This window comes from Amorphus sp. 3PC139-8, from assembly GCF_040750475.1.
Lineage (GTDB): Bacteria > Pseudomonadota > Alphaproteobacteria > Rhizobiales > Amorphaceae > Amorphus.
The window spans coordinates 30,378-54,518 of record NZ_JABJVY010000002.1 but is presented as its reverse complement, the minus strand read 5'-3'; the positions used below and the strand labels follow the sequence as shown (position 1 = coordinate 54,518).

Sequence of the window (24,141 nt, the reverse complement as noted above, 5' to 3'; positions counted from 1 at the left end):
AGAGCTGAAACACCGCTCTTGACGAACGCAAGACGGTGAATTCTACTGTTAGCAACACAATTCTATTGTACGGAACGCCATCAATTCCCGCCCACTCGGCGTTCCTTTAGAGAAACGATCCGGATGTCCCTCATCAATCGCAGTCCCGCCGCAGCTCTCGACGCCGCGCATCAGGTTCACCCGCACACCAACCTTCGCGAGCACCTCGACCTTGGGCCGACCCTGTTCGTCAGAGGCGAGGGAATCTACGTCTTCGGCGAAGACGGAAAGGAATATATCGAGGGTGTCGCCGCGCTCTGGTGCGCGTCGCTCGGCTTCGGCAGCGAGCGGTTGGGCGAGGTCGCGAAAAAGGCCATCACCGAGATCGGCTACTATCACAATTTCCGTGGGTCGGGCACGCCGGCGGCAGGGCTCCTGTCGGCCAAGCTCGCCTCCATCGCGCCGGACGGCATGGACAAGGTGCTGCTGCAGTCCTCCGGCACCGAGGCCAACGACACCGCGATCAAGCTCGTCTGGTATTACTGGCACGGGCGCGGCGAGCCGCAGCGGCGCAAGATCATCTCGCGAACGCAGGCCTATCACGGCACCGGCACCCTGACCTCCTGCCTCACCGGCAAGCCGAATTTCCACCAGGGGTTCGGACTGCCGTTCGACGGCTTCCTCTATGTCACGCAGCCCTACCACTATCGCCTCGCCGAGCCCGGCGAGAGCGAAGAGGAGTTCTCCACGCGTCTCGCCGAGGAGCTGGAAGCGCTGATCCTGAAGGAAGGCCCGGAGACCATTGCGGCCTTCTGGGCGGAGCCGGTCATGGGCTCCAGCGGCGTGATCACGCCGCCGGCCGGCTATTTCCAGAAGGTGCAGGCCGTCCTCGACAAATACGACATCCTGTTCGTCGCGGACGAGGTCATTTGCGGCTTCGGGCGCACCGGCGAGATGTGGGGCAGCCAGACCTACGGCATCCGGCCGGATCTGATCTGCGCGGCCAAGGCGCTCTCGGCGGCGGTCATTCCGATCTCCGCGGTGATCATCGGCGAACGGGTCTTCGAAACGATGATGGCCCAGAGCGATCACTTCGGAAGCTTCACCCATGGCTACACCTATTCGGGCCATCCGGTCGCCTCCGCAGTCGCGCTGGAAGTACTGACGATCTACGAGGAGATGGACATCGTCGGGCGCGTGAAGGGCCTCGAACCGATCTTTCTGAAGGGCTTTGCCGACCTGAAGGATCATCCTCTCGTCGGCGATTCTGGCGGTGTCGGGCTAATCGGCGCGATCGAGATCGTCGCCGACAAATCGACGAAGGCCATGCATGATCCGTCGCTCAAGGTGATGGCGCGGCTAGATGCCGCCACGCGCAAGCACGGGCTGATCACCCGCCTGATGGGCAACCGGATCGGCCTCTCGCCGCCCCAGATCATTACCGCCGACGAGACGCGGGAAATGTTCGCGCGCCTTGGCCGCGCCCTCGACGACGTGACGGCCGAACTCGGATAGGCAATCCGGAAATCCTAACCTGGGGCCCTCGTGGACCACCCCGTTTGCGAGCACCTCGCGAGAAGTCTCGAGAACGATAGAGCCATCGGAACCGCGCCACGCCAGATGATGATGTTGATCGTCCACGTCGTGCCGAAGGCGAACCGGTAAACTTCTTCCAAATGGCGTGGGGCTCGCGTCGGCGCGACGGGCCCAGCCATTGAAAACGGCGGCCAATGTTTTGCGGTTGCCGGACGCCAGACTTTAAGCGCCGCCGAAGCAGACGCATACGACCGACTTTGGCGCAAAGCCGACCGAGCGAAGGTGGCCGAGCAACCAGACCAACAAACAGCAACCGGATTGAGTCCGTAAGTCCACCTCGCGACAGCCACCTGCTCAGTGGCACACAACTGTCAAGCGCTACAAAACCTGCCTTCCTGGCGCTCGCTAGGCGGGCGGCGGCGATATAGCCGGTCGTCCTCCGTCCGGGGCGGATCTCACCCGAGCGCAATCACTGCGTCGATCTCGACGAGCCACTCCGGAAAGCCGAGGGACCCCACACCCAGATAGGTGCTGGCGGTCACCGGCCATGCGTCCCCGAATACGTCCGCTCCGGCCCCAAAGATCTCTTCGATCCGCTCCGGCTTGTGGTCGACGACGTAGATCGTCATCTTCGCGATCGCTTGCGGGCCAACGCCGAGAGCGACAAGCGCCGCCTTGATGTTCCGGAAGCACTGTGCGGCCTGGAGCCGGTGATCTCCGGGGCCAACGAGATCGCCCGACCTGTCGAGTGCGACCTGGCCGGCGAGGAACGCGATCCGACCAGTGTCCACTATAGTCAACTGCGCATAGAGGCCCTGGATTGGCGGGGCCACGGTCGGCGGATTGAGAATCTGCATTACAGGCATTCCTTCGCTTAACCTGCGGGAAAGACCGGGCCGACGTAGCCGTCGGGACGCACGAGTATCGCCTTTTCGCCCGGGACCAGTTCCTCGCCTTCCACGATGGTCGCCGATACGAAGCCGCCTGGAACCGATACGATCGGCGGGTTCGGGCTCGTGGTGCGCACCAACAGCCAATCGCCCCGGGTCAGCATTTCGTGGAGCCCGACCGTACGTCCGTCGTCCATCCGGACCGGTCGGTCCAGCGCACGCCGGCCACTGTGCCCCGGATCGTGCCTCCAGCCGTGTGGTAGAAGAAGCGGCGCTTCGTACCGGATCCCGAACCCCGAAAGCTCTTCCGCCAAGAGCCGATTCGCCGGAGGTAGCTGCAATATCGCGTCCAGGGTCTCGCGGAGCGCGAGGTTGCCCGGGGCGAAGTTCGCGATCAGCGAGGTCTGCGCCAGGGTGTTGCGGAAGAGCGTCTGCCCGACCGGGTGACGCTCAGCCTCATAGGTATTCAGAAGGTCGTCTGAGGCCTCCTTGCGCGCGACCCGTGCGAGCTTCCAGCCGAGGTTCATCGCATCCTGCAGACCAACGTTCATCCCTTGGCCGCCAGCCGGGGTATGAACGTGGGCGGCGTCGCCGCAAAGCAGAATTCGCCCCTTCCGGTAGGTCTCGGCAAGTCGCGTTTCGGTGCCGAAACGCGACAACCAGATCGGGTCGTGGGGCTCGACGTTTCTGCCGAGGATCTTCATCGTTGCAGCGGTGATCTCTTCCAGGGTGACCGGCTCCTGGACGGGGACGCCGGTCCGGTCTGGGTCGACCGCGACGATGCGATGGTGCACCCCGTCACCGAGCGGCGCCAACATCAGACAGCCAGCTTCGGTGTGCGTGGAGACGACTGGCGCGTCCGGAGGTGCTCCCAACACCACGTCGGCGAGCATCATACTCGCGCGATTGGGATGGCCTTCGAAGACAATGCCCGCCTGATTGCGGACAACGCTGCGGGCTCCATCGGCTCCGACCACATAGTCGGCCGTTACCCGGAACCGCCCGTCGGATCCCTCGCCGGCAACCTCCACGCCCTCGCCCGTCTCCGCCACCGTCTCCACCACGTGGCCACGGAAGAGCCGCACCCCCAGCTCCAAGGCGCGCTCCTCGAGAAGCTCCTCGGTGACGGCTTGAGGCAGAAACAGCGTGAAGGGAAATTCCGTTTCGAAGACGGAAAAGTCGAGCCGCGTATTGAGGACCGCAAAATGGCCGGTCGGAACCTTCACGCCTCGAGACAGGAAGCGCTCGGCGATGCCACGAAGCGCAAACAGTTCGAGCGTCCGGCCATGAACGGTCAGCGCCCGTGACTGGCTGACCCTCTCCAGGCGCCGCTCCAGCACGGCGACAGAGACCTTTCTGAGCGCAAGCTCGCTCGCGACGAAGAGACCGACCGGCCCACCTCCCACGACGACGACATCAACATTCATTTCCATGATCACCATCCAAACTAACGATGTTAGATTCAAACTAACGATGTTAGATTGACAGTTGCAAGCCAATAGCCACGTGCCGCTCCGCCAGCCGGGCAGGATCGCCGCAAGCAGCGCTGCGACCTTGGCGGAGTGCGAGGTGATGGCCAAATCGCCGGTCACGCCAAAGGCGACAGCGGGTGGAGCACATATGTCGCTGACGGTCCGACCGTGCGCAGCGGCGAGCGTGGCAATCGGGTCTTCGTAGCTGTGCCCAACAAAGGCTAGCTGCCGCGCATCCCTCAAACCGAAGCAGTTCGACGATGTCGGCAACATGAGTGAGCCAGCTCATGCGTGCTCTGAGAAGATGGGGCCACTCGCCAAGTCCTTTAGGCCCGGCGTTGCCACCCTGTGCGCATTCGTCCCTGAATCGTGTCACATGCTGCCAAATCCAGCCCCGCCTTAGGAGCCGTGGACCAGCACCACTGTGGGCACGTCCAACTTCCGCTTGCCGTAGCGAACAGTCATGTGAGATCCCTCCGGCTTACAGTGTTAGCCGCGAAGCTAACGCTGTTGGTTTTCCATTCGAGAGGAATGCGTTTTGGGACTCGAACGGGACGATGTGGTGCGAGCGGCGATAGATGTACTCGATAAGGGCGGCCTGGAAGGCCTCACGATGCGCAAGGTTGCCGCCGAGCTGAACATCCGTGCTCCGTCGATCTACTGGCACTTTCCAAACAAGCACGCCCTGATCGATGGCATTGCCGATGCGTTAATCGCCAATGTGCGGATTCCCGACAAGGCGGAAGGGCTTACATGGCAGGAGCGACTACAGGCGATTGCACGCGAGCTTCGCCGGTGCCTGCTCGCCCATCGCGACGGCGCACGGCTTTTCGCCGGAACCTACGTAGTGACGGACAACGTGCTGCGTGTTGCCGAGCCGATGTTGGCGGCGCTGTCCGAAGCCGGCCTGTCGCCGGAGGAGGCGGCGACCGGCTCGTTCACGCTGCTCTATATGGTGCTGGGTTTCACGGCCGAAGAGCAGGCCCTCGATCCGACCGTCCCGGAGGCCCTCGATCTCGCGACCCGGCGTGATGCGTTCGAGCAGCTTGCGGCGACACGCTATCCTTACCTTCTGCGCGCGGCAGCGCAGATCTTCGACACCAATTTTGATGCGCGTTTCGAAGCATCCATCGATCTGATCATCCGTGGCGCCGCGGCGGAGCGTGCGGGGACCTAAAGCATTTCCAGGTCGAGTGGAAACCGGTTGGCCGTTCGGAAACGCACTAAAATAAAGCGTCAGAATCGTTCTGCGATTTCGTGAAAGCACGTGCGTTCGGATGGTTTGAACCGCGACTGCCAAGCTATGACTGACGCAGCACGTCCTGCCTTCGGGATGGCGGTCGATCTGAGCCTTTGCGAACGGGGCAAAGCGGAATGATGACGATCCCTTCGTTCCGAGCATCCTCGACCGGCTAGCATACCATCCGCTCGCCGACCTTAGAGCGTCCAGCGCGATCGCACCAACCCGAGCGGCAGTCGAACTACTCCACGCGCCGGATGCGAGGGTCCGCCTCGAATTCCTGCACGACGAGTTCGATGAACGCGTTAGCGAGTTTCGATGGCATGCGCCGCTCCGGTCGTACGAGGCGGAAATCGAATGCGACCCGCGGCTGGAACGGTCGAAACACGAGCGACTTGCCCGAGAACACCGCCGCTGTGAAAGGGTCCAGGACGCTCACCCCCATATTTTCGGCCACCATCGCACAGGCCATGGACGAGATCAGCGCCTCTACCTGGGGACGCGGATCGATCTGCGCCTCGGCCAGAAGCTTGTTCAGTTGCAGGCTCACGGACGTGTAGTGCGGCAGGCCCACGCGCCGCAGGCCACGGAGATCGTCGAGACCCACGGTCTCTCGTCCTGCGAGCGGGTGACCGCCGGGCATCACGCAGACGCACTCCGTGGTGTACTGGGCGATGGTCGCGACCCCGGGCATGCGGCCCCAGCCCAGCGACACGGCCACATCGATGTCCTCGGCCGCCGTGGCGACCAAAGTGCGCTCTGAAGTTCTCTGTTCGCACAGCACCGAAATCTCGGGCCGGTCGGAGGTCAGCCGGGCGATCGCACGCGGCACCGGGCCAAGGCTGAGGGCGGGCACGACGGCCACATGGAGACTGCCGGCCCGCAGGTCCCGGATGTCGTCGGCAAACCGCGTCAACCGATCCAGGCTGGTAAAGCAGCGGTTGACCTCCTCCCAGAACTGCCGGCCTTCGGGGGTGATGGCAAGGCGCTTGCGGTCGCGGCGGAACAAGGCGAAGCCGACATTGCGCTCCAGATCCGCGATCAGCCGGGTGACACTCGGCTGCGAAAGGGCGAGCCGGTCGGCCCCGGCGGTGATGCTGCCTTCGCTCGCGACCACATCGAATGCCTCGAGCTGGCGCAGGCTGATCCGCGACGAGGACCCGCGCGCCCTCCAGCCGTCGACTTGCGCATCTGTTGCGGCCACACCCTGGCTCTCATCCATCGTCGTTCTCTCCGATCCATAGCATTCGCGTATGAAGTTGGAAAAATTCCGTATTTGTCTAGTTCCTAATCGCTGCATCTAATTCGTGCACTCAGACGATGAGGCAGACGATTGGACAGTATCCTTCTTGATCGACGGGACGACGGCGTGGCGGTCGTCTCCCTCAATCGGCCCGAACGCCTGAATGCCCTCGACGTGGCGTCGAAGGAGCGTCTTGGAGCCATGTGGAGCGAATTGGCCGCCGATACGGACGTTCGGGCCGTGGTCCTGTGCGGGGCCGGTCCGCGCGCCTTCTGCGCCGGTTCGGACATCACCGAGGTCCGGGAGACCAGCCGGATGGTTTCGACCGAGATCCTGCTTGCCGCCATTCCCGGCATGGCGACACCGCTCTGGAAGCCTGTGGTTGCCGCCCTGCATGGCCATTGCGTCGGAATGGGCCTTACCCTCGCGATTCATTGCGATTTCCGGATCTGTGCACCGCAGGCCCGCCTCTCCTATCCCGAGGTCAATCACGGCATGATCTCGGCGGTGAGCGCGATGCATTTGGCGGATCTAATCGGCCGCGACGCGGCGATGCGGATGCTGCTGCTCGGCGAGTCCCTCGATGCGGAGACGGCCCGGGCGGTCGGCCTCGTCAGCGAACTCGCGGAAGACCCGCTCTCCCGCGCCCTGGAGCTAGCAAGCGCGCTTGCCGCCAAGCCCGCCGCAGCCGTGCAGGCTCACAAGCGGCTCGCGGGCTTTGCGGTCCGCCGGCTCTCAGCCGCCGAGCGTGAAGAAGTGATCGAGGTGCGGGCGTGGCTGGAATCCTTCGGAGACTACAAAGACGGCGCTGCGCGTTTCGCGGCCCGGAAAGGTTAGGAAATTGAAGGCGTTAACTTTCCACGAATTCGGTGGGCCCGAGGTCTTCCAGGTGATCGAGATCCCGACCCCAGAGCCTGGACCGGAGGACGTCCTCCTCCGCGTTCACGCTGCCGGCATCTGCTACCATGACGTGCTATCGCGTGCGGGCAAGCTCCCGCGCGACCGGACTGGCGTGGTGCTCGGCCACGAGATTTCCGGAGAGATCGCCGCCTGCGGCGAGAACGTTGATCCCTCGCGTCTCGGCGAACGGGTCGTCGTCTATCATCGGCGCTTCTGCGGCGAATGCCGTCATTGCCTCGCCGGACGTCACGATCTGTGTCGCAACAGCGTTATCATCGGCGAGGATGGCGGCGGCGGCGGGTATGCGGAGTTTTGCTGCGTACCGGCGACCAATGCCCTCCGGATCCCGGACGAGCTGGACCTCTTGCCGGCGGCGCTTGCGGCTTGTCCGGTCGGGACGTCGGTCCGCGCCACTCTCGGCGTCGCCGACACGCGTCCGGGCGACGTCGTTCTGGTGACCGGCGCGAGCGGCGGGCTCGGCCTGCACCAGATCAAGGTCGCGAAGGCCGTGGGCGCCCACGTGATCGCGGTCTCCACCTCCGAGGCCAAGGTCGATGCCATCTCTGCGGCGGGCGCCGACGAGATCGTCGTGAGCCCCAAGCTCGATTTCAGCCGCGAAGTCTGGTCCCGCACGGCCAAGCAGGGCGTCGACGTTGTACTGGAGAATGTCGGCACCGCCACTTTGCCGGAGAGCATGCGCGCCTGCGCCCAGAATGCGGCCATCGTGGTGCTGGGCAACATCGGTGCGGCACCCGTCTCGATCAATCCGGGGCTGGTGATCGGGCGGCGCCTGCGGATCATGGGCTCCGGCAACTGCACCTTCGCCGACCTTCGCCAGGCACTGCGGATGATGGCATCAAAGCAGATTGTGCCGGTGATCGACACCGTGCTGCCTTTTGCCGAAGTCGGCCGCGCTCATGCCATGATCGAGGGGCGCGGCGTTACCGGCCGCGTGGTGTTGAGCGGATGGTGAGCAAGGACCATCTGGCGCAGGTCTTCGCCGAGCTGGCCGACCGCTACGGAGACCGATCGGCCGTCCGCGACGCAAAGGACACCTTGAGCTACGCGGTGTTTTTCGAGCGGGTCTTCCGCTTCGGATCCGGGCTCAAGACGCTCGGACTGGCTCCGGGCGACAAGGTCGGGCTGCTCCTTCCGGACGTGCGCGCCTATCTCGAAGCCGACTACGGCGTGATGGCCGCGGGGCTCGTACGGGTGCCGCTGGACCCGCGCATGGCGCCGGTCGAGAAGGTCGCGCAGCTTGTCTCCGCCGGCGCCAAAGCGGTCGTCACCACCGCGGACCATACCGGAGACCTCGATGCGATCCGGGCAGCCCTTCCCGATATTCGCGTTGTTTTGGCCGCCGGCGCCCTGCCGGATGCAACGCCGATGGAGACGGTGATCGCCGCCGGCGACCCCGAGCCTTGGGATGGAGGCTGTCCGGATGACCTGGCGGCCCTCAACTTCAGCGGCGGAACCACGGGCCGGCCGAAGGCGACCATGATCCGGCAGAGAAACCTCGCCGCCGTGATGGCGGCGACGTCGGTGGGCTTTGCGATCTCGCCGGACGACGTGTTCCTCAACATCCGACCGCTGTGGCCGATCGCCCAGGTCATCGTCATGAGCCATTTTGCCGCCGGCGCGGAGGTCGTTCTCGGCGGTCGCTTCGATCCGGCGCGCTTTGCCGATCTCTTCGCCGAAACCGGCGCCACCCGTACCTCGATGGTCCCGACCCAACTCGTCCGCGTTCTGGATCACATCCGCAAGGACGATCCGCGTCTCGCCCGCCTGACCGCGGTCCACGTCGGAGGCTCACGCCTGCCGCCTGCGACGTTTGCCCGAGCGCTCGATCTCATCGGCCCTCGGATCGGCGTGCTCTACGGACTGACCGAGGCGCCAATCACGACCTATCTGTCGCCTGCCGATTTTGCAGCAGCCCCAAATACCGCCGCGCGGAAACACCTGATGCGCGCCTCCGGCCGCGTTCTTGCCGACTACGAGATCCGGCTCGGAGAGGGTGGCGGCCCGGCATCGGACGGTCTCGGGCCTTCCGGCGAGGTGACGATCCGCGGCGACAACGTCATGGCCGGATACTGGCAGGAGCCGGAACTGACCGAGGCGGCACTGCGCGACGGTTGGCTCCACACCGGCGACCTCGGTGCCTTCGATGCGGAGGGGCGGCTCACCATCACGGGCCGGTTGAAGGAGGTGATCCGCTCCGGGGCGAGCTCGATCCTTCCGAAGGAGGTGGAGGACGCGATCGCCCAGCAGCCAGGCGTGTCCGAGGTGGCGGTCGTTGGCCTGCCCGACGAGGAATGGGGCGAGATCGTCGCCGCCTTCGTCGTCGCGAGCGAAGGCGCCGAACTGAGCCCGCGCGCGCTGATCGACGGCTGCGACGAAGGTCTCGCCCGGTTCAAGCGTCCCAAGCGGGTGTTCGTGGTCGATGAGATACCGCGCTCGCATTACGGCAAGGTGCTGCGGCCGCAGCTTTTGTCGAAGCTCGATCAACTGACGGAAGATCAGACCCGAAACCAGAGGTGAAATAAGGACCTACCGCCATGCGCATTCATCTGAAGGCTGCCGTCATCTCGGCGCTGTGCATCCTTTCCGCCGGTGCGGCCGTCGCACAGAGCTCGGCACCGCCCCGCCTCACCATCGCCTCCGGTCCCGTCAGCGGTGGCTGGTATCCGATGGCCGGCGTGCTGGGAGAGTTGATCGAGAAGGCCTATCCCGACACCAACGTCACCGTGACGACCGGGGGCGGTGTGGAGAACCTCCCGAAGGTGGCCGGCGGTCTCGCCGACGTCGGATTCACGCAGTCGGACATCTATGCCGCAAGCCGGTCCGGAACCGCGCCGTTCGAGCAGAAAGTGCCCGGCGTCGCCGCCCTCGGCTATCTCGGCTTCGTTCCGCAAGCCTTCTTCCTGGTCAAAGAAGGCTCCGACTACACCACGATCGAGGATCTTGTCGCCAAGAAGAAGGCGATCCGCCTGGTCGTGCCGCCCCGCAACAACGGCGGCGAACTGATCGTGCGTCGTCTGTTCGAGCAGATGGGTGTCACCTACGACGACATCGAGAGCTGGGGCGGAAACATCGCGTTCATGGGCTATTCCGAAGCGAGCGGCCTGATCGGCGACGGCCACGCCGACGCCTACGTCGGACCAGTCATCGGCGGGATCCAGGAACTCATCACCCAGCAGAAGATGCGGCTCATGCCGTGGCCGGAAGCCACTATCGACGCCGTGTTGCCCGCCGGCTACGGCAAGCAGACAATCCCGGCTGACAAGTGGTATTTCGTGACACAGGACGTCACCGTTCCCGTCTTGAAGAACATCCTGATCGTTCCGGAAAAGATGGACCCCGGTTTCGCCGGGGGGCTCGCCAAGGTGCTTGCCATCCATCCGGACGAGATCCGGCAATCAGCGGCTATGTTCGGCTCGTTCTCGGCCGACAACCTTCCGGACGTCGCGGGCGGACCGCTGCATCCCGGCGCGGAAGCATACTACAGGAGCATGGACAGCAAGTAGCCTCAGGCGCATCCAGTGACAGGATCGAACGCGATGCCGGCTCGCATCGTCGACACGCTCGGTAAGGCGGTGGCGCTGGGGCTCGCCCTGTTCCACCTCTACACCGCCGCCTTCGGCACGCTGGTCGCGATCGAGCAGCGAAGCATCCATCTCGCGCTCGCCGTCGCGCTGGTATTCCTGACCCACCCGGCAAGCCGCCGCGGCCGTGCCGTGACGGCGGTGGTCGACCTCGCTTGCGCCGCGCTCGGCGCCGTCGCCTTCCTCTTCGTTGCGATCAACCACGAGGCCATCCTGTTGCGGATGACCTTCATCACGCCGATCACCCCGACGGAGTTAATCCTCGGCGCCGCGGCGATCGTCCTGGTGCTGGAAGCAGCCCGACGGACCCTGGGGCTGACGATGATGCTCCTGCCGGTGGTGGCGATCCTCTACGCCCTGTTCGGCGACCTGTGGCTCGGGCCGCTCTCCCACCGGGGCTTCAGCCTGCCGCAGGTAATCGAGTACCAGTATCTCGGCACCGAAGGCATTTTCGGCATCCCGGTCGGCATCGCCGCGACCTACCTCGTGCTCCTCGTCCTGTTCGGGACGATGCTGGAACGCTCCGGCGTCGGCGACTTCATCATGCGTTTCGCCCTCGCGCTGGCCGGCCGCTCGAAGGGCGGACCGGCCCAGGTCGCCGTCGTCGCAAGCGCCCTGTTCGGCTCGGTCAGCGGATCTGCGGTGGCCAACGTCTACGCGAGCGGAACCTCGTCGATCCCGCTGATGAAACGGTGCGGTTATACGCCGGCCTTCGCCGGTTCGGTGGAAGCGGTCGCTTCGACGGGCGGCCAGCTCGTTCCGCCGGTACTGGGCGCCGCCGCCTTCGTCATGGCCGACATCATTGGGGTTCCGTACCTCACCATCGTCGGGGCCGCCGCAATCCCCGCGATCCTCTATTTCCTCTCGGTGGGCACGATGATCCACTTCGAGGCGGCCCGCACCGGCATGCAGCCGCTTAAGAGAGAGGAGCTGCCGCGGCTGCGTGAAGTCGTCCGCGAGATCTACATGCTCGTCCCCCTGGTCGGCATCTGCGTCGCGCTTTTCGAGGGCTACTCGGTTTCCCGCTCGGCCCTGATCGGTATCGTGCTCGCCTGGCTCGTCAGCCTGCCGCGCGCGAAGACGCGGATGGGTCCGCGCGCCGTGGCGTCGGCGCTCATGGACGGCGCCCGCCGCGCAGTGGTGATCTCGATCGCGACGGCCTGCGCCAGCCTCATTGTCGGCGTCTTCACCCTCACCGGGCTCGGCCTGTCGCTCACGTCGATGGTCGCGCTGGTCTTTCAAAACAACCTGTTTCTGGCGCTCACCTGCACTGCGCTGGCCTCCCTGGTCTTGGGCATGGGGGTACCGACGGTGGTCGCCTATCTCCTGGTCGCGTCGCTGGTGACGCCGATGCTCACAAAGCTCGGCGTGTCGGTGCTGTCGGCGCACATGTTCGCCTTCTATTTCGGGATCCTGTCGATGATCACCCCGCCGGTGGCGATGGCCGCCTGGGCCGGCGCGCAGCTCGCCCAGTCGAACTTCTTCCGCACGGCCCTTGTCTCGACGAAACTCGGTGCTGTCGCATTCGTGGTGCCGTATTTCTTCGTCTACCGTCCAGAGCTGCTCGGCATCGGGTCGTCCTCTGACATCGCCCTGTCGCTCGCCAGCGGCTGTGTCGGCGTCGTGTCCCTCGCTGCAGGCCTCCAGGGTTGGTTGTTGGTCCGATGCAATCCCGTCGAGCGCATTGCTCTGATCGTTGCCGGCCTGTCCCTGATCTGGTCCGGCGGGCTCAGCGACCTGGCTGGGCTTGCCGTTCTGGCCTCGGTGGTCGCCGTTAACTGGCGCCGGCGCGGCATCGCGACCGTCAAGGCGGGTGCAGCATGAGCCGCGAGCGCACGATTCTCGCCGAGCTCGGCCATGAACTACCTCCGACGGCGCCTCCCAAGGGGCGGTTCGTGCCGGGGGTGTGCGCCGGAAACCTTTTGTTCCTGTCCGGCGCGATCGGCACCGTCTTTCGGGACGGCGCGTGGAGCATGCCCGTCAAAGGCAAGCTCGGCGGCGGGGTCAGCCTTGAGGACGGGCGTCGGTCCGCCGAGCTTTGCGCACTGCATCACCTCGCCCAGATCGAGGCCCTGGTCGGTTCTCTGGAGCGGGTGCGCCGAGTGGTGAAGCTCTCGGGCTACGTCAACGCCGCCCCCGGCTTCACCAAGGCGCCGCTCGTGCTCGACGGCGCGTCGGACCTCCTGATCGCGGTGTTCGGAGACGATCGCGGGCCCCACGCGCGGATCGCGACCTATCAGCCCGAGATGAGCTTCGACGCACCGATCGAGACCGATCTGATCGTCCAGATCGACCCGATCTGAGCGCGGCCGGCATCTCAGATATCGCATCGCCACCACCAAGCTCGACAGTCAGACTTCTTTCTTTCGCCTTCGGCCGAATGACGTCACGCCGAAATACCGTGGGCAGTCGGCAGTCGTCCCGGCCAAGCGCCCCGCTGCACGAGATTGGTGCAGATTTCCACCACCAACCGCGCCGTCGCCATGCTGGCGCGCGGTCGCGTCGCATCGTGACGCGTCGCCAGATGGAGGGTCCACTCCAGTTCCGGCCGCGTAATCTCGACCGGAACGATCGTGCCCTCGCGGATATGATCCCTCACCAGATAGGTCGGCAGGATCGTGCAATGACCGGTCTTCACCAGATTGATCAGTCCCGGCAAAGAGTCGATGTCGGCCACGGCATTCAGCGCCAGCCCCTCAGCATGGCACGAGTTCTCGATATATCTGCGGATCGTATGATCGCGCCCCGGCAGCACAAGACCGAGTTGCACGACCTCCTCGAGACGAACCTTGCCGGACCGGGCGAGCGGATGGCCCGGCGGGGCCAGAAACTGCAATTTTTCCAGGAGAAGCGGTTCGCTCCGTAGTCCGGCCATCGGCTGGATATCGAACATCACCACGAGATCGAGACGGCCGAGGTGGAGAAGCTCGGCCAGCACGCCGCTCATGGCCTCGACGATATGGATCTTGATCTGCGGATAGCGCGCCCTGAGCAAAGGCAACAGCTCCGGGATCAGGCCGCCCGCGACGGTCGTCGGCAGGCCGAGCCGCACATGCCCGACGGGCTCCTCCGCAAGGTTCGAGACAACCGACGTGATCTCGGCCATCTCGTGCAGAATGTCGTAGGCCTTCTGCAGGACATAGCGGCCTTCTTCCGTCAGTTCCGCCCCGCGCGAGTGGCGGCGAACGAGGGTGACGGATAGCTCAGCCTCCAAACGCCTGAGGGACATGCTGAGTGCAGGCTGCGTCACATTCAGCCGCCGCGCCGCCGCCGACAAGCTCCCCGTCTCCGCAATGGCGATGAGGGATTTCAGATCGCGGACGTCCATCGCCACCCCGGGTGAGCAGATACCAGCGCCGGCATAGAAGAAAGATATAATTATAACTTATATCAAGTATCCTTTTTTTCCAGATTGTCAACAGAAACCGGGAATGGAAGCATTCGGCCATAAGCAAAACGAGGCGTCCGTTACTGCCACCCAGGAAGGACGCCCTTACACCGTTCGCAGAAAGGGTCCGTCATGTCGAAGCTCTCGCTTAGCGCCTCCTGCCTTCTCGCCGCCCTAGCATCCAGCACCAGCCTCGCCCAGGCCGATACCATCAACCTGAGGCTCGGCTCCGGCCATCCCATTGGATTTCTTGCCTATACCGAAAGCGCGCATAATTGGTTCGCGCCGGAACTCAAGAAGCGGGTCGAGGAGCGCACCGACCACACGGTCAACATCCAGGAATTGCACGCCGGCCAAGTCGCAAAAGTCACCGAAATCCTCGAGGCGACGCGTGACGGCATTCTCGATATCGGCTTCATCAGCCTGATCTTCGAGCCGTCCAACGCCTATCTGCAGACCTTCACGTTGTTCCTGCCCTTCAATTCTCCCGACGCCTACATGGTGACCGACGCGGCGAAGGCCACTTTCAAAGAATTTCCCGTGCTCTCCGAAAGCTTCGAGCGCGATCATAATCAGATCTATCTCGGCGGCTCGTGCCTGGAAAACTACGGCCTCGGCACGAATTTCGCCTGGGAGGCGTTTGAGGATCTTGAGGGTCACAAGATCGCCGGCGCCGGCACGAACCTCGAATGGATCAAAGGCGCCACGGCCGTCGCCTCCAATCTCAACGAAGCCTACCAGTCCATGCAGTCGGGTGTTTACGAAGGGTATTTGAGCGCGGCGACGTGGTGGTACACGTTCAAGCTCAACGAGATCGCGCCATACTTCACAAAGACCGATTTCGGCGCCCAGTATCTCAACGCCGTAACCATCAACAAGCAGACTTGGGACCGCCTGCCTCCCGAAGTCCAAGAAATCCTCGCCGAAATGGGCGAAGAGTGGGCCGCCGTTACCGCCGAAATCTGCGCCAGAAACGACGCGGAAGGCCTCAAGAAGCTGAGCGAGCTCGGCGTCGAGGTCACGGAGATCAGCGACAAAGCACAGACGGATTGGGCAACCGCGCTCCAGGATTTTCCAAACCGAATGGCACAGGAGCTCAACGATCGCGGCCAGCCAGGGTCCGGGGTCCTGAACTTCTACATGGATAAGGTAGAAGAACTCGGCCACGAATGGCCGTACCGCTACGAGATCCAGTGATCCGTCATCTCGCAAAAGGAGACAGGTCCGGGAAGACGGCGGAGACATCCAAATGCTCTACACGGTCGACCGGCTGGCATCCTTCGTCAGCCAGATCCTCAAATATGTCGCTTCCGTCCTCCTGATCCTGGTGGCGATCCTCATCACGGTGGACGTCGTGATGCGGTTCATCCTCAACATGCCGATCATCGGCATTGCGGAGATCGTCGCCAACGGGATCGTGGTCATCGCCTTTCTCCAGTTGGGCTATGCGGTCCGGATCGGCGGCATGCTTCGTTCAGAGCTGCTGCCGACCCGGCTCGGCCCCCGCGGTCGGGTCGTGCTGGAGGCGGTCGTTTCGTCCTTGGGCCTGCTTCTCTTCGCACTCATCGCTTGGGCATCCTGGGAACCGATGATGCGCGCGATAGCGGTGCATGAGTTCGAGGGACACGCTGCGTTCCAGGTGCCGACGTGGCCGCTGAAGTCCGTGATCGTCGTCTGCTCGATCCTCGCGGCGTTCAATTACCTGCTGATCGTCCTGCGGGCCGTCCTCCACGGCGACGTATCGGTGGAACGGGAAGCCGCTTCCCACTGATCTCTCCCTCTCTTTCCGACAGACGAGGTACCAGTTCATGGGCGGTCCCGAGTTCGCCATCGCCATTATTCTCATCCTGATCGGGCTTATTCTCTGCAGCGTGCCGGTCGTGATCGCACTCGGCCTGTGCAGTTTCTTCGGCCTGGCCTACCTGACCGGCAGCCTGCAGGTGGCGGGATCCCTCCTCGCCAACACGACCTACGAGGCGATCCGCGACTACGTCTTCGCGGTCATCCCGCTCTTCGTCCTGATGGGCGAGTTCATTTCGCGCTCCGGTGCGGCCGGCGATCTCTACAGCATCATCAACCGCTCCTTGAAGCGGCTACCCGGACGGCTGGCGCTCGCGACGGTCGGCGGCAACGCGGTGTTCGGCGCCGTGACCGGCGTCAGCATCGCCTCGGCCGCCGCCTTCTCGCGCATCGCCTATCCCCAGATGCTGCGCCACAACTACGACAAGTCGGTCGCGCTCGGCTCCATCGCGGGAAGCGCCTCCCTCGGCATGCTGATCCCGCCCAGCGTGCTCCTGATCGTCTGGGGCGTCATCGCGGAACAATCGATCGGGCGGCTGTTCGTGGCCGGTGTACTGCCGGGGATCGTGCTCTCGGCGATGTTCTTCGTCTTCATCGTGGCCTACGCCACCCTACGCCCCGCTGCCTTCGGCGCATCCTCGCATCAGGTATCCGCCGACGAGATCGAAGATGCGTCCGAACGCCGCCGCGAGATCTGGGGTGGCCTTGGCGTCGCCATCCTGATCCTCGTCGTCCTGGGCGGCATCTGGCTTGGCGCCTTCACGCCAACCGAGGCCGCCGGCGTGGGCGTCCTGTTCGCTCTGGTCCTGGCGCTGTTCAAGGGCGTCAGCCTGAAGGGGTTGGGCGAGGCCGTTCTCGAAACCGGCCGTATCTCAGCCCCGCTCCTGTTCCTTCTCATCACGGCGCAGATGTATTCGCGCTTGCTCGCTCTCGGCGGCATCGTGACCTTCATTCAGGACCTGTTTCTGAGCGCCGGCGATTCCCCGCTCATGGTGCTTGGGATCATGGTGCTCGTCTGGTTCTTCCTCGGGATGTTCATCGATTCCGTGTCGATCATCCTGCTGACGGTGCCGATCTTCGGGCCGCTCGCCGCCTCCATTGGCTACGACCCGATTGCCTTTGCGATCATCGGCATCGTCGCGATCGAGGCGGGGTTGCTCACGCCACCGCTCGGCCTCTGCGTCTACACCGTCAAGGGGGCCATCACCGACCCTGACGCGACACTCGCCACCATATTCCGAGGGTCGATCCCCTACTGGATCATCCTGCTCCTGCTCGTTGCGCTCATCGCCTTCGTGCCCGGTGTCGCGACGTGGCTGCCCTCGCTCATGTGACCGTTTCTCCCTCCCCTACGACCCAAGAAAGGAAGAGCCAATGGCCAAGCGCATTATCGACCTGAGCCTGACGATCGAAGACAACATGCCGGCTCACAAGCTGTTCCAGAGCCCGATCTATCTGAAGGCCCTCACCCACGAGAGCACCGTCTCGTTCGGTCTCGGCGTCGAGGGCGACGCGATGACCTTCCAGACGAACTATATCGGCATGCTCGACCATGTGGGGACACACGTCGACGCATACCTCCACGTCAATCCGAACGGTGCACCGATCAACGAGATGCCGCTCGATCTCTTCATGGGCAAGGCCGTGTGCTTCGACCTTCGCCATATCGGCGATCTCGAGGACATCACGCTCGCCCACATGGAGGAAGCCCAGGCGAAGGCCGGCGTGAAGGTGGACGGCCACATCGTTCTTCTTTGCACAGGCTTCCACGAGCGCAACAAGGACGACAAGCGTCAGATCGTTTGGGGCAATCCCGGCCTGACAGTCGAGGCCACCAAGTGGCTCTACGACCGCGGCTCCAAAATGCACGGCGTCGAGGGGCCGTCGACCGACAAGCCGACCGACAACATCTTCGCGCAGCACCGGCTCTGCCGCGATCTCGGCATCTCGCATTACGAATGGCTGGTGAACCTGGAACAACTCCTCGACAAGGGCGAGTTCGAGTTCATCGGCCTGCCGATCAAGTTCAAGGACGGTTCGGGCTCGCCGGTGCGCGCCATCGCCCTCGTCGAAGAATAATCGAACCGTCTTTCGGAGGATCGGAATGTCATCCGATTTCGCATTCAAGACCATCCGCGAGCTCTCCAGCGGCTTGTCTGTGAAAGAGTTCTCTCCGGTCGAGCTCCTCGACGACGTCATTCGGCGTATCGAGGAGCTCGAGCCGAAGCTGAACATGTTCGCGCATCTCGATTTCGACGGCGCGCGCAAACAGGCCGAAGCTTCGCAAGCCCGGCTGATGCGGGGCGAGAAGCTGGGCGAACTCGATGGCATTCCGACCTCCGTCAAAGACCTGATCGCCGTGGCCGGGATGCCCCAACGCTTCGGGTCGAAGTCGACGCCGGACGCACCGTCGCCCGTCGACGCACCTTCGGTAGAGCGTCTGCGTGCGGCAGGAGCGGTTATTCTCGGCAAATCGACGACGAGCGAGTTCGGTTGCAAGGCGGTCGGCGACAGCCCGCTGACCGGCATCACCCGCAATCCCTGGAACACCGAAATGACGCCCGGCGGATCAAGTTGCGGAGCCGCTGCGATGGTCGCCGCCGGGCTGGTGCCCTACGCATTGGGAACGGACGGCGGCGGCTCCGTGCGCATCCCCGCTGCGCTGACTGGCCTGTTCGGCATCAAGCCGCATTTCGGCCGCGTCGCTGTCTTCCCGACGTCCGCGACACCGACGCTCGCCCACGTCGGGCCGCTGGCACGCACGGCGGAAGACGCCAGCATCGTCCTGTCGGTGATCGCCGCCTACGACAAGCGAGATCCCTTCACGGTGAAGGGGCCGCAACCTGATTTCAGGGGGGCGACGCGGACATATCGCAAGCTCCGTATCGCCTGGAGCCCGACATTGGGCTACGGTCGGGTCGACCGTGAAGTGGCCGAATTGACCGAGCAAGCGGTACAGCGCATCGCCGGTCTCGGCGCCGAGGTCGAACTCGTCGAGCAGGTGATGGATGACCCGATCGAACTATGGACGGCGGAGTTCTACGCCGGGGTCGGCACCAAGCTGAAGGACACCATCCTCAACCGTCCCGAACTCCTGGATCCGTCGGTGCTGGAGGTTCTCCAGCTCGCTCTGGAACAGGAGATGGGTGCATATTACGAGAGCGTCTTTGCCCGCTACGCCTTTCGCGAGAAGATCCGCCAATTCTTCGAACGGTACGATCTCCTGCTCACGCCAACGGTTCCGGTCACCGCCTTTGAGGCAGGGCTCGACACGCCCCCTGGCTATGAGGACAAGAACATCGTTTCGTGGGCGACCTTCACCTATCCGTTCAACCTGACCGGCAACCCCGCCGCCTCCATTCCCGTTGGCTTGTCATCCGAAGGCCTGCCCGTCGGCCTTCAGGCCGTGGCCTCCGCCCACGACGATATTTCGCTCCTATCCGTCGGCGGCGCCTACGAACGGGCCACCGGACACTACAAGCGCGCATACCCTCCAGAATAAACACGACGAACAGAGAGCGGACGACCGCCTGCACGAACCCTTATTTGCGGCTACCCGATGTCCAGCGCGACCATGAGGGCCGCTCAGATCTCTTCCAGCTCGTCCTGGATCTCCGCAAGCCGCATCGGATCCAGCGTCGCCACCTAACCTCGGTTCACCTCACCGCTCGTGTAAGGTGCCGAACGGATTGGCGATGGTCCGCAGGGACCCTGTTCCAGGTCGATCTATCCCGGATCGTCGCTCATGAAACCGACGAGCTCGCATCGAGCTGAAGCCTGCCTTTCGTAAGCTCGATATCAACCTTCGGGCACAAACGCGTGCCCTTAGACATCCAAATTCGGACTGGTGGGGTCCAGCCCGGACCGCTAGCCTGGCAGTTGGGCGCGAAGGATCGACATTGCTCCGTTGACAGCAATCGCAAGTCCAGCGTGCCGGATGTGACCGTCCGAGATCCGGGATCGACCGCCGAGACTCCGTCAACCAGCAGAAAATTGGGGCCTCCACCATGAGCAAGTCCTCCGAAAGCAGCGGAAACAAAGTTGAAGGCGTCGAGCCCTATTCCGGCCCGGCCGGAGGTTGGGGAGCGCTCGCCGCCGTTGCGCGAGCGGTCCGCGAAGAAATGGGAGCAAGCGCGGACAACCGCGCGCTCCTGACCATGAACCAGCCGGATGGCTTCGACTGTCCTGGCTGTGCCTGGCCCGATCCCAAGCACACATCCTCCTTCGAGTTCTGCGAGAACGGCGCCAAGGCCGTCACCTGGGAGGCCACCTGGAAGCGGTTGACGCCGGAATTCTTCGCACAGCACACCGTTTCCGAATTGTGGACCTGGTCGGATCATGATCTGGAGGACGCCGGGCGCCTCACCGAGCCGCTCCGCTACGATGCGGACACCGATCGGCTGGTTCCGGTGAACTGGGAGGAGGCTTTTGCGGGCATCGCCGCCCGGCTGAACGCGCTCGACCATCCCGATCAGGCCGAGTTTTACACCTCGGGCCGCGCCTCGAACGAGGCCGCGTTCCTCTATCAGCTTTTGGCGCGCCGGCTGGGCACCAACAACTTTCCAGACTGCTCGAACATGTGCCACGAGCCGACCAGCGTCGGCCTGCCGCGATCCATCGGCGTCGGCAAGGGCACCGTCACGCTTGAGGACTTCGAGCACGCCGACGCGGTCTTCTCCATCGGACACAATCCGGGGACCAATCATCCGCGGATGCTGACGACCCTCCGGGCGGTCTCGCTGCGCGGCAAGCCGATCGTCGTTCTCAACCCTCTCAAAGAGCGGGGGCTGGAGCGCTTCGCTCCGCCGCAGAACCCGATGGAGATGCTGACACTCTCCTCCACCCCGCTTGCCTCCGCCTACCACCAGGTGAAGGTCGGTGGCGACGTGGCAGTCCTCAAAGGCATCATGAAGGCCCTGCTGGCCGAGGACGCGGCCCGCCTTGCGCGCGATGACGACGGTCTCCTCGATCGGGACTTCATCGAAGAACACACGGTCGGCTTCGACGAGCTCGTCAGCGATCTCGACCTGACCTCCTGGGAGGAGATCGAACAGCGCTCGGGCCTTGCCCAATCGGCGATCGAAAGCATGGCCGAGACCTACTGGTCGGCCGACAGCGTGATTGCCTGCTATGGGATGGGGATCACCCAGCACCGCCACGGTACGGAGAATGTTCGCCAGATCGTCAACCTGCTGCTTATGCGGGGAAATATCGGCAAGCCCGGTGCCGGTATCTGCCCGCTCCGCGGCCACAGCAACGTGCAGGGCGATCGCACCGTCGGGATCACCGAGATCCCGGCGGAGCCCTTTCTCGCCCGCCTCGACAAGGCGTTTGGGATCTCGGCGCCGCGCAAACACGGCCACAACGCGGTGGATGCGCTCGCCGCGATGGCGGACGGATCATCACGCGCCTTCATCGGTCTCGGCGGCAACTTCGCGGTCGCGATGCCGGACCCTCAGCTGGCTTTCTCCGCCTTTCGCGGGCTCGATCTCAATGTGCAGATTTTGACCAAGCTGAACCGGTCCGCGCTGCTTACGGCCAAGCACACCTACATTCTGCCGTGCCTGGGACGGACCGAGCGCGACGTTCGAAACGGCGTCCAGCAGTCCGTCACCGTGGAGGACTCCATGTCGATGGTCCATGCCTCGCGCGGCACCTTGAAGCCCGCATCGGAGGCCCTGATGTCGGAGGTCGCGATCATCGCGTCCCTCGCGCAGGCAACCTTCCCCGACGATGGTATCGACTGGGCCGCGATGGCCGACGACTACGGTCGTATCCGCGACAAGATCGAAGAGGTCTTTCCCGACTTCTACGACTTCAACGAGCGCATTCGCGAGCCGGGCGGCTTCCGTCTGCGGGTCGATGCCTCCGAACGGAAATGGGATACGCCGGACGGCAAGGCCCATTTCTTCGTGTCGGCAGGAACCGATGAAGACGACGGGCTCGATGAGGGAACCCTCATCTGCACGACCCTGCGCAGCCACGATCAGTACAATACGACGATCTACGGCCTCAACGATCGCTATCGCGGAATATCGGGCCGCAGAGACGTCGTGTTCGTCAACGAGGAGGATCTTGCAAACCTCTCGCTCGCGCAGGGCGACACGGTCGACCTGGTCACCCGCGACGGACGCGTCCTCGCCGGCATGACGGCCGTGTCCTACCCGATCGCTCGAGGGTCGGTCGCCGCCTACTATCCGGAGGCCAATGTTCTCGTCGGCGCAGCCGACTTCGATCGCGATTGCGGGGTCCCGGCCTACAAATCGATCCCGGTCACGCTTCGGCGTCACGGCTAGAGAGCCGATCCGCCTTTCTCGGGATCGCAACAGACGATCTTAACGACGCCCTACGCTCCAAACTTGACTAAAATAGTCATATTTGGTCGTGTGAGGGCGCGACGGAGGATTCATCCCCTTCCGCACGCCGTCACTGTGTCGAAGTCCGAGCCCCAAAACATCAATGAACATCATGTCACCGCATCGGTCAGAGGATCGCAGCCGGGAGCGCCACGCTCTCGATACGGCGATCCAGGCGTACTACGCAGACCTGTGCTCCGCGGTGCAACGAAGGGGCGTCGACCCCGCTCTCGCGCCCGATGTCGTTCATGATCTCTACGTCAATCTCGCGGCGTCGCCGGAGAAGATTACGCGGGTCTCCTCGCTCCGTTCGTTCCTGCTGCGGGCGGCGGCCAATCTCGGCGTCGACAGACTCCGCCGTGCGTCCTTCGAGGCTCGGCTTTTCACCATCCTCGACCAGAAGGCGGAGGAAATTGCCTCTTCGCCACACGCCATGGAGACGCGCCTCGATGCGCCGAAGCGGTTGACCGCCCTGCGCGACGCGATCGTCGTGCTCCCGCCCCAATGCAAGCTCGTTTTCGTTGCCCATTTGATCGGCGGCGTGGGCAAGGACGAGATCGCCCAGGAGCTCGGGATCAGGCGCCGCATGGTCGATCGCCATTTGCGAAAGGCATTGCTTCATTGCCTGGACCGCATGGAAGCGTTCGAATAGGTCAGGGTCTCGACCCTGAACGTCGGTTCGAACCGCCATGCCTGGATCTTTGGACGATCAATCGCACATGCCCGCGCCCGAAGCCGTCTCCGACAAGGACCGCATCCGCGGAGAGGCGGTGGACTGGGCAGTGCGCCTTACCGACGGACGGATGTCGGCAAGGGAGCGCCGCCAACTGGAGGCTTGGCTCAGCGATCCAGCGCAGGCCAGGGAATTTGAGAAAGTACGAAGCCTTCTTGGCGACGCGCGCAGCGCCGTCGTTCGCGATCCGGCGTTGACCAAGCGGCTGCTGCGTCGAGGAAGCGGATCCAAGACGTTGCCCGCCGTCGTCGTTGCCGCCATCGCCCTCGCCACCGGGCTCTTTTTCGCCTTCGATGGTCCGCTCCATCTTCGCGCGGACGTCGTGTCGGGCAGCGATGAGATGCCGGTGATCGTCCTGCAGGATGGCTCGCGCATCTATCTGAATGCCGACAGCGCAATCGACGAACGCTTCACCCCGGCGACGCGCGAGGTCGCCCTGCTCAAAGGAGAGGCGTTCTTCGAGGTGGTGCACGACGAAGCCCGTCCCTTCCTGGTCGTTGCCGGAAGCGGCACCATCCGGGATCTCGGCACGGCTTTCGACGTCAATCTCGTAGATGGTCAGGCGGAGGTGACGGTCGTGGAGAATATGGTGGAGGTGCACGGTGCGGGCGGGGAGACGGCTATGCTAACATCGGGCATGCGCATTTCCTACGATCCGCAGGGCGATCTGGGGCCGATCGAGACCGTGCCGGAGGCGTTCGTGGCGCAATGGCGCTCCGGCCGGCTCGTGTTCGAGGACCGCCCCCTCCCCACCGTGGTCCAGGAAATCTTTCGCCATCTGCCCGGTCGGGTTGTCGTCGCCGACAGCGCACGGCGCGCGCAGCGCATTTCCGGCACGTTCGACCTCACCGACCCCGAAGAGGCGATGCGGAGTTTCGCGCGCGCTTTCGATCTCCGCCTGGTGCGCGTCGGACCGTTCCTGACGGTGGTGTATTAAGACGAAAAAAGTTCCCGCACCGACGGACCAAGATCCGCTTTCCGAACGTCCTGTTGAAAGAGCGT

The 24,141-nt window shown here is 63.9% G+C and carries 20 protein-coding genes; 16 read left to right on the top strand and 4 right to left on the bottom strand.

Features of this window, described 5'->3' with window-relative positions; translation table 11 throughout:
* The first annotated feature begins 123 nt into the window (after positions 1 to 123).
* The gene (locus HNS03_RS02625; protein ID WP_367192880.1) at positions 124 to 1,494 is read left to right on the top strand and encodes an aminotransferase; all 1,371 of its coding nucleotides are present in this window, start codon (positions 124 to 126) and stop codon (positions 1,492 to 1,494) included.
* Positions 1,495 to 1,970: 476 nt separating this feature from the next.
* Here the strand turns inward: HNS03_RS02625 and HNS03_RS02620 are convergent, their stop codons facing one another.
* Positions 1,971 to 2,372: a RidA family protein gene (locus HNS03_RS02620; RefSeq protein ID WP_367192878.1), complete on the bottom strand. Its 402-nt coding sequence runs from the start codon at positions 2,370 to 2,372 to the stop codon at positions 1,971 to 1,973.
* 17 nt (positions 2,373 to 2,389) lie between these two features.
* Complete coding sequence (locus tag HNS03_RS02615) at positions 2,390 to 3,838, bottom strand: FAD-dependent monooxygenase (protein WP_367192876.1); 1,449 nt, start codon at positions 3,836 to 3,838, stop codon at positions 2,390 to 2,392.
* Between the two features lie 577 nt (positions 3,839 to 4,415).
* On the opposite strand from HNS03_RS02615, the gene HNS03_RS02610 reads away from it, so the two are divergent.
* The gene (locus HNS03_RS02610) at positions 4,416 to 5,054 is read left to right on the top strand and encodes a TetR/AcrR family transcriptional regulator C-terminal domain-containing protein (protein ID WP_367192875.1); all 639 of its coding nucleotides are present in this window, start codon (positions 4,416 to 4,418) and stop codon (positions 5,052 to 5,054) included.
* A gap of 304 nt (positions 5,055 to 5,358) precedes the next feature.
* On the opposite strand, the gene HNS03_RS02605 is transcribed toward HNS03_RS02610, so the two are convergent.
* Positions 5,359 to 6,339: a LysR family transcriptional regulator gene (locus tag HNS03_RS02605; RefSeq protein ID WP_367192874.1), complete on the bottom strand. Its 981-nt coding sequence runs from the start codon at positions 6,337 to 6,339 to the stop codon at positions 5,359 to 5,361.
* A gap of 147 nt (positions 6,340 to 6,486) precedes the next feature.
* On the opposite strand from HNS03_RS02605, the gene HNS03_RS02600 reads away from it, so the two are divergent.
* From HNS03_RS02600 to HNS03_RS02575, 6 genes are read left to right on the top strand one after another with little or no spacing between them, the layout of a single operon-like run.
* Positions 6,487 to 7,197 (top strand): enoyl-CoA hydratase/isomerase family protein, encoded by a 711-nt coding sequence (locus HNS03_RS02600; protein WP_367192873.1) that lies wholly within the window; start codon positions 6,487 to 6,489, stop codon positions 7,195 to 7,197.
* A 4-nt stretch (positions 7,198 to 7,201) separates the two neighbouring features.
* Positions 7,202 to 8,233 (top strand): alcohol dehydrogenase catalytic domain-containing protein, encoded by a 1,032-nt coding sequence (locus HNS03_RS02595; protein ID WP_367192871.1) that lies wholly within the window; start codon positions 7,202 to 7,204, stop codon positions 8,231 to 8,233.
* Complete coding sequence (locus HNS03_RS02590; RefSeq protein WP_367192869.1) at positions 8,227 to 9,798, top strand: class I adenylate-forming enzyme family protein; 1,572 nt, start codon at positions 8,227 to 8,229, stop codon at positions 9,796 to 9,798. Before HNS03_RS02595 ends, HNS03_RS02590 begins: the two co-directional genes overlap by 7 nt.
* 17 nt (positions 9,799 to 9,815) lie before the next feature.
* Positions 9,816 to 10,784 carry a TAXI family TRAP transporter solute-binding subunit gene (locus HNS03_RS02585; RefSeq protein ID WP_367192868.1) on the top strand — a complete coding sequence of 323 codons (969 nt, stop codon included), beginning with the start codon at positions 9,816 to 9,818 and terminating at the stop codon, positions 10,782 to 10,784.
* Positions 10,785 to 10,817: 33 nt separating this feature from the next.
* Entirely contained in the window at positions 10,818 to 12,686 is a 1,869-nt protein-coding gene (locus HNS03_RS02580) for a TRAP transporter permease (protein ID WP_367192866.1), read from the top strand.
* Complete coding sequence (locus HNS03_RS02575) at positions 12,683 to 13,165, top strand: RidA family protein (RefSeq protein WP_367192865.1); 483 nt, start codon at positions 12,683 to 12,685, stop codon at positions 13,163 to 13,165. The genes HNS03_RS02580 and HNS03_RS02575 overlap by 4 nt, the downstream gene beginning before the upstream one ends.
* Before the next feature lie 83 nt (positions 13,166 to 13,248).
* On the opposite strand, the gene HNS03_RS02570 is transcribed toward HNS03_RS02575, so the two are convergent.
* Complete coding sequence (locus HNS03_RS02570) at positions 13,249 to 14,190, bottom strand: LysR family transcriptional regulator (protein WP_367192864.1); 942 nt, start codon at positions 14,188 to 14,190, stop codon at positions 13,249 to 13,251.
* A gap of 192 nt (positions 14,191 to 14,382) precedes the next feature.
* On the opposite strand from HNS03_RS02570, the gene HNS03_RS02565 reads away from it, so the two are divergent.
* The 8 genes from HNS03_RS02565 to HNS03_RS02530 all read left to right on the top strand — a co-directional run bounded on the left by HNS03_RS02565 (position 14,383) and on the right by HNS03_RS02530 (position 24,076).
* Positions 14,383 to 15,447 (top strand): C4-dicarboxylate TRAP transporter substrate-binding protein, encoded by a 1,065-nt coding sequence (locus tag HNS03_RS02565; RefSeq protein ID WP_367192863.1) that lies wholly within the window; start codon positions 14,383 to 14,385, stop codon positions 15,445 to 15,447.
* 52 nt (positions 15,448 to 15,499) lie between these two features.
* A complete protein-coding gene (locus HNS03_RS02560) occupies positions 15,500 to 16,021 on the top strand; it encodes a TRAP transporter small permease (RefSeq protein WP_367192862.1) in 522 nt (173 codons plus the stop codon).
* Positions 16,022 to 16,058: 37 nt separating this feature from the next.
* On the top strand, positions 16,059 to 17,384 hold the full coding sequence (locus HNS03_RS02555; protein ID WP_367192860.1) for a TRAP transporter large permease: 1,326 nt from the start codon (positions 16,059 to 16,061) through the stop codon (positions 17,382 to 17,384).
* 40 nt (positions 17,385 to 17,424) lie between these two features.
* Positions 17,425 to 18,129, top strand: coding sequence for a cyclase family protein (locus HNS03_RS02550; protein ID WP_367192858.1), 705 nt, complete (start codon positions 17,425 to 17,427; stop codon positions 18,127 to 18,129).
* A 25-nt stretch (positions 18,130 to 18,154) separates the two neighbouring features.
* The gene (locus HNS03_RS02545; protein ID WP_367192857.1) at positions 18,155 to 19,552 is read left to right on the top strand and encodes an amidase; all 1,398 of its coding nucleotides are present in this window, start codon (positions 18,155 to 18,157) and stop codon (positions 19,550 to 19,552) included.
* 505 nt (positions 19,553 to 20,057) lie between these two features.
* Positions 20,058 to 22,346: an FdhF/YdeP family oxidoreductase gene (locus tag HNS03_RS02540; protein ID WP_367192856.1), complete on the top strand. Its 2,289-nt coding sequence runs from the start codon at positions 20,058 to 20,060 to the stop codon at positions 22,344 to 22,346.
* Between the two features lie 172 nt (positions 22,347 to 22,518).
* Positions 22,519 to 23,058 (top strand): RNA polymerase sigma factor, encoded by a 540-nt coding sequence (locus HNS03_RS02535; RefSeq protein WP_367192854.1) that lies wholly within the window; start codon positions 22,519 to 22,521, stop codon positions 23,056 to 23,058.
* Between the two features lie 67 nt (positions 23,059 to 23,125).
* Complete coding sequence (locus HNS03_RS02530; RefSeq protein WP_367192853.1) at positions 23,126 to 24,076, top strand: FecR domain-containing protein; 951 nt, start codon at positions 23,126 to 23,128, stop codon at positions 24,074 to 24,076.
* The last annotated feature ends 65 nt before the right edge of the window (positions 24,077 to 24,141 follow it).

Bases quoted from the DNA above. Each gene is read 5' to 3' on its own strand.
- HNS03_RS02625 (WP_367192880.1), top strand. From the start codon at position 124: ATGTCCCTCATCAATCGCAGTCCCGCCGCAGCTCTCGACGCCGCGCAT.
- HNS03_RS02605 (WP_367192874.1), bottom strand. From the start codon at position 6,339: ATGGATGAGAGCCAGGGTGTGGCCGCAACAGATGCGCAAGTCGACGGC.
- HNS03_RS02555 (WP_367192860.1), top strand. From the start codon at position 16,059: ATGGGCGGTCCCGAGTTCGCCATCGCCATTATTCTCATCCTGATCGGG.
- HNS03_RS02575 (WP_367192865.1), top strand. From the start codon at position 12,683: ATGAGCCGCGAGCGCACGATTCTCGCCGAGCTCGGCCATGAACTACCT.
- HNS03_RS02560 (WP_367192862.1), top strand. From the start codon at position 15,500: ATGCTCTACACGGTCGACCGGCTGGCATCCTTCGTCAGCCAGATCCTC.
- HNS03_RS02530 (WP_367192853.1), top strand. From the start codon at position 23,126: ATGCCCGCGCCCGAAGCCGTCTCCGACAAGGACCGCATCCGCGGAGAG.
- HNS03_RS02535 (WP_367192854.1), top strand. From the start codon at position 22,519: ATGTCACCGCATCGGTCAGAGGATCGCAGCCGGGAGCGCCACGCTCTC.
- HNS03_RS02565 (WP_367192863.1), top strand. From the start codon at position 14,383: ATGTCGAAGCTCTCGCTTAGCGCCTCCTGCCTTCTCGCCGCCCTAGCA.
- HNS03_RS02585 (WP_367192868.1), top strand. From the start codon at position 9,816: ATGCGCATTCATCTGAAGGCTGCCGTCATCTCGGCGCTGTGCATCCTT.
- HNS03_RS02590 (WP_367192869.1), top strand. From the start codon at position 8,227: ATGGTGAGCAAGGACCATCTGGCGCAGGTCTTCGCCGAGCTGGCCGAC.
- HNS03_RS02545 (WP_367192857.1), top strand. From the start codon at position 18,155: ATGTCATCCGATTTCGCATTCAAGACCATCCGCGAGCTCTCCAGCGGC.
- HNS03_RS02540 (WP_367192856.1), top strand. From the start codon at position 20,058: ATGAGCAAGTCCTCCGAAAGCAGCGGAAACAAAGTTGAAGGCGTCGAG.
- HNS03_RS02570 (WP_367192864.1), bottom strand. From the start codon at position 14,190: ATGGACGTCCGCGATCTGAAATCCCTCATCGCCATTGCGGAGACGGGG.
- HNS03_RS02620 (WP_367192878.1), bottom strand. From the start codon at position 2,372: ATGCAGATTCTCAATCCGCCGACCGTGGCCCCGCCAATCCAGGGCCTC.
- HNS03_RS02580 (WP_367192866.1), top strand. From the start codon at position 10,818: ATGCCGGCTCGCATCGTCGACACGCTCGGTAAGGCGGTGGCGCTGGGG.
- HNS03_RS02615 (WP_367192876.1), bottom strand. From the start codon at position 3,838: ATGGAAATGAATGTTGATGTCGTCGTCGTGGGAGGTGGGCCGGTCGGT.
- HNS03_RS02550 (WP_367192858.1), top strand. From the start codon at position 17,425: ATGGCCAAGCGCATTATCGACCTGAGCCTGACGATCGAAGACAACATG.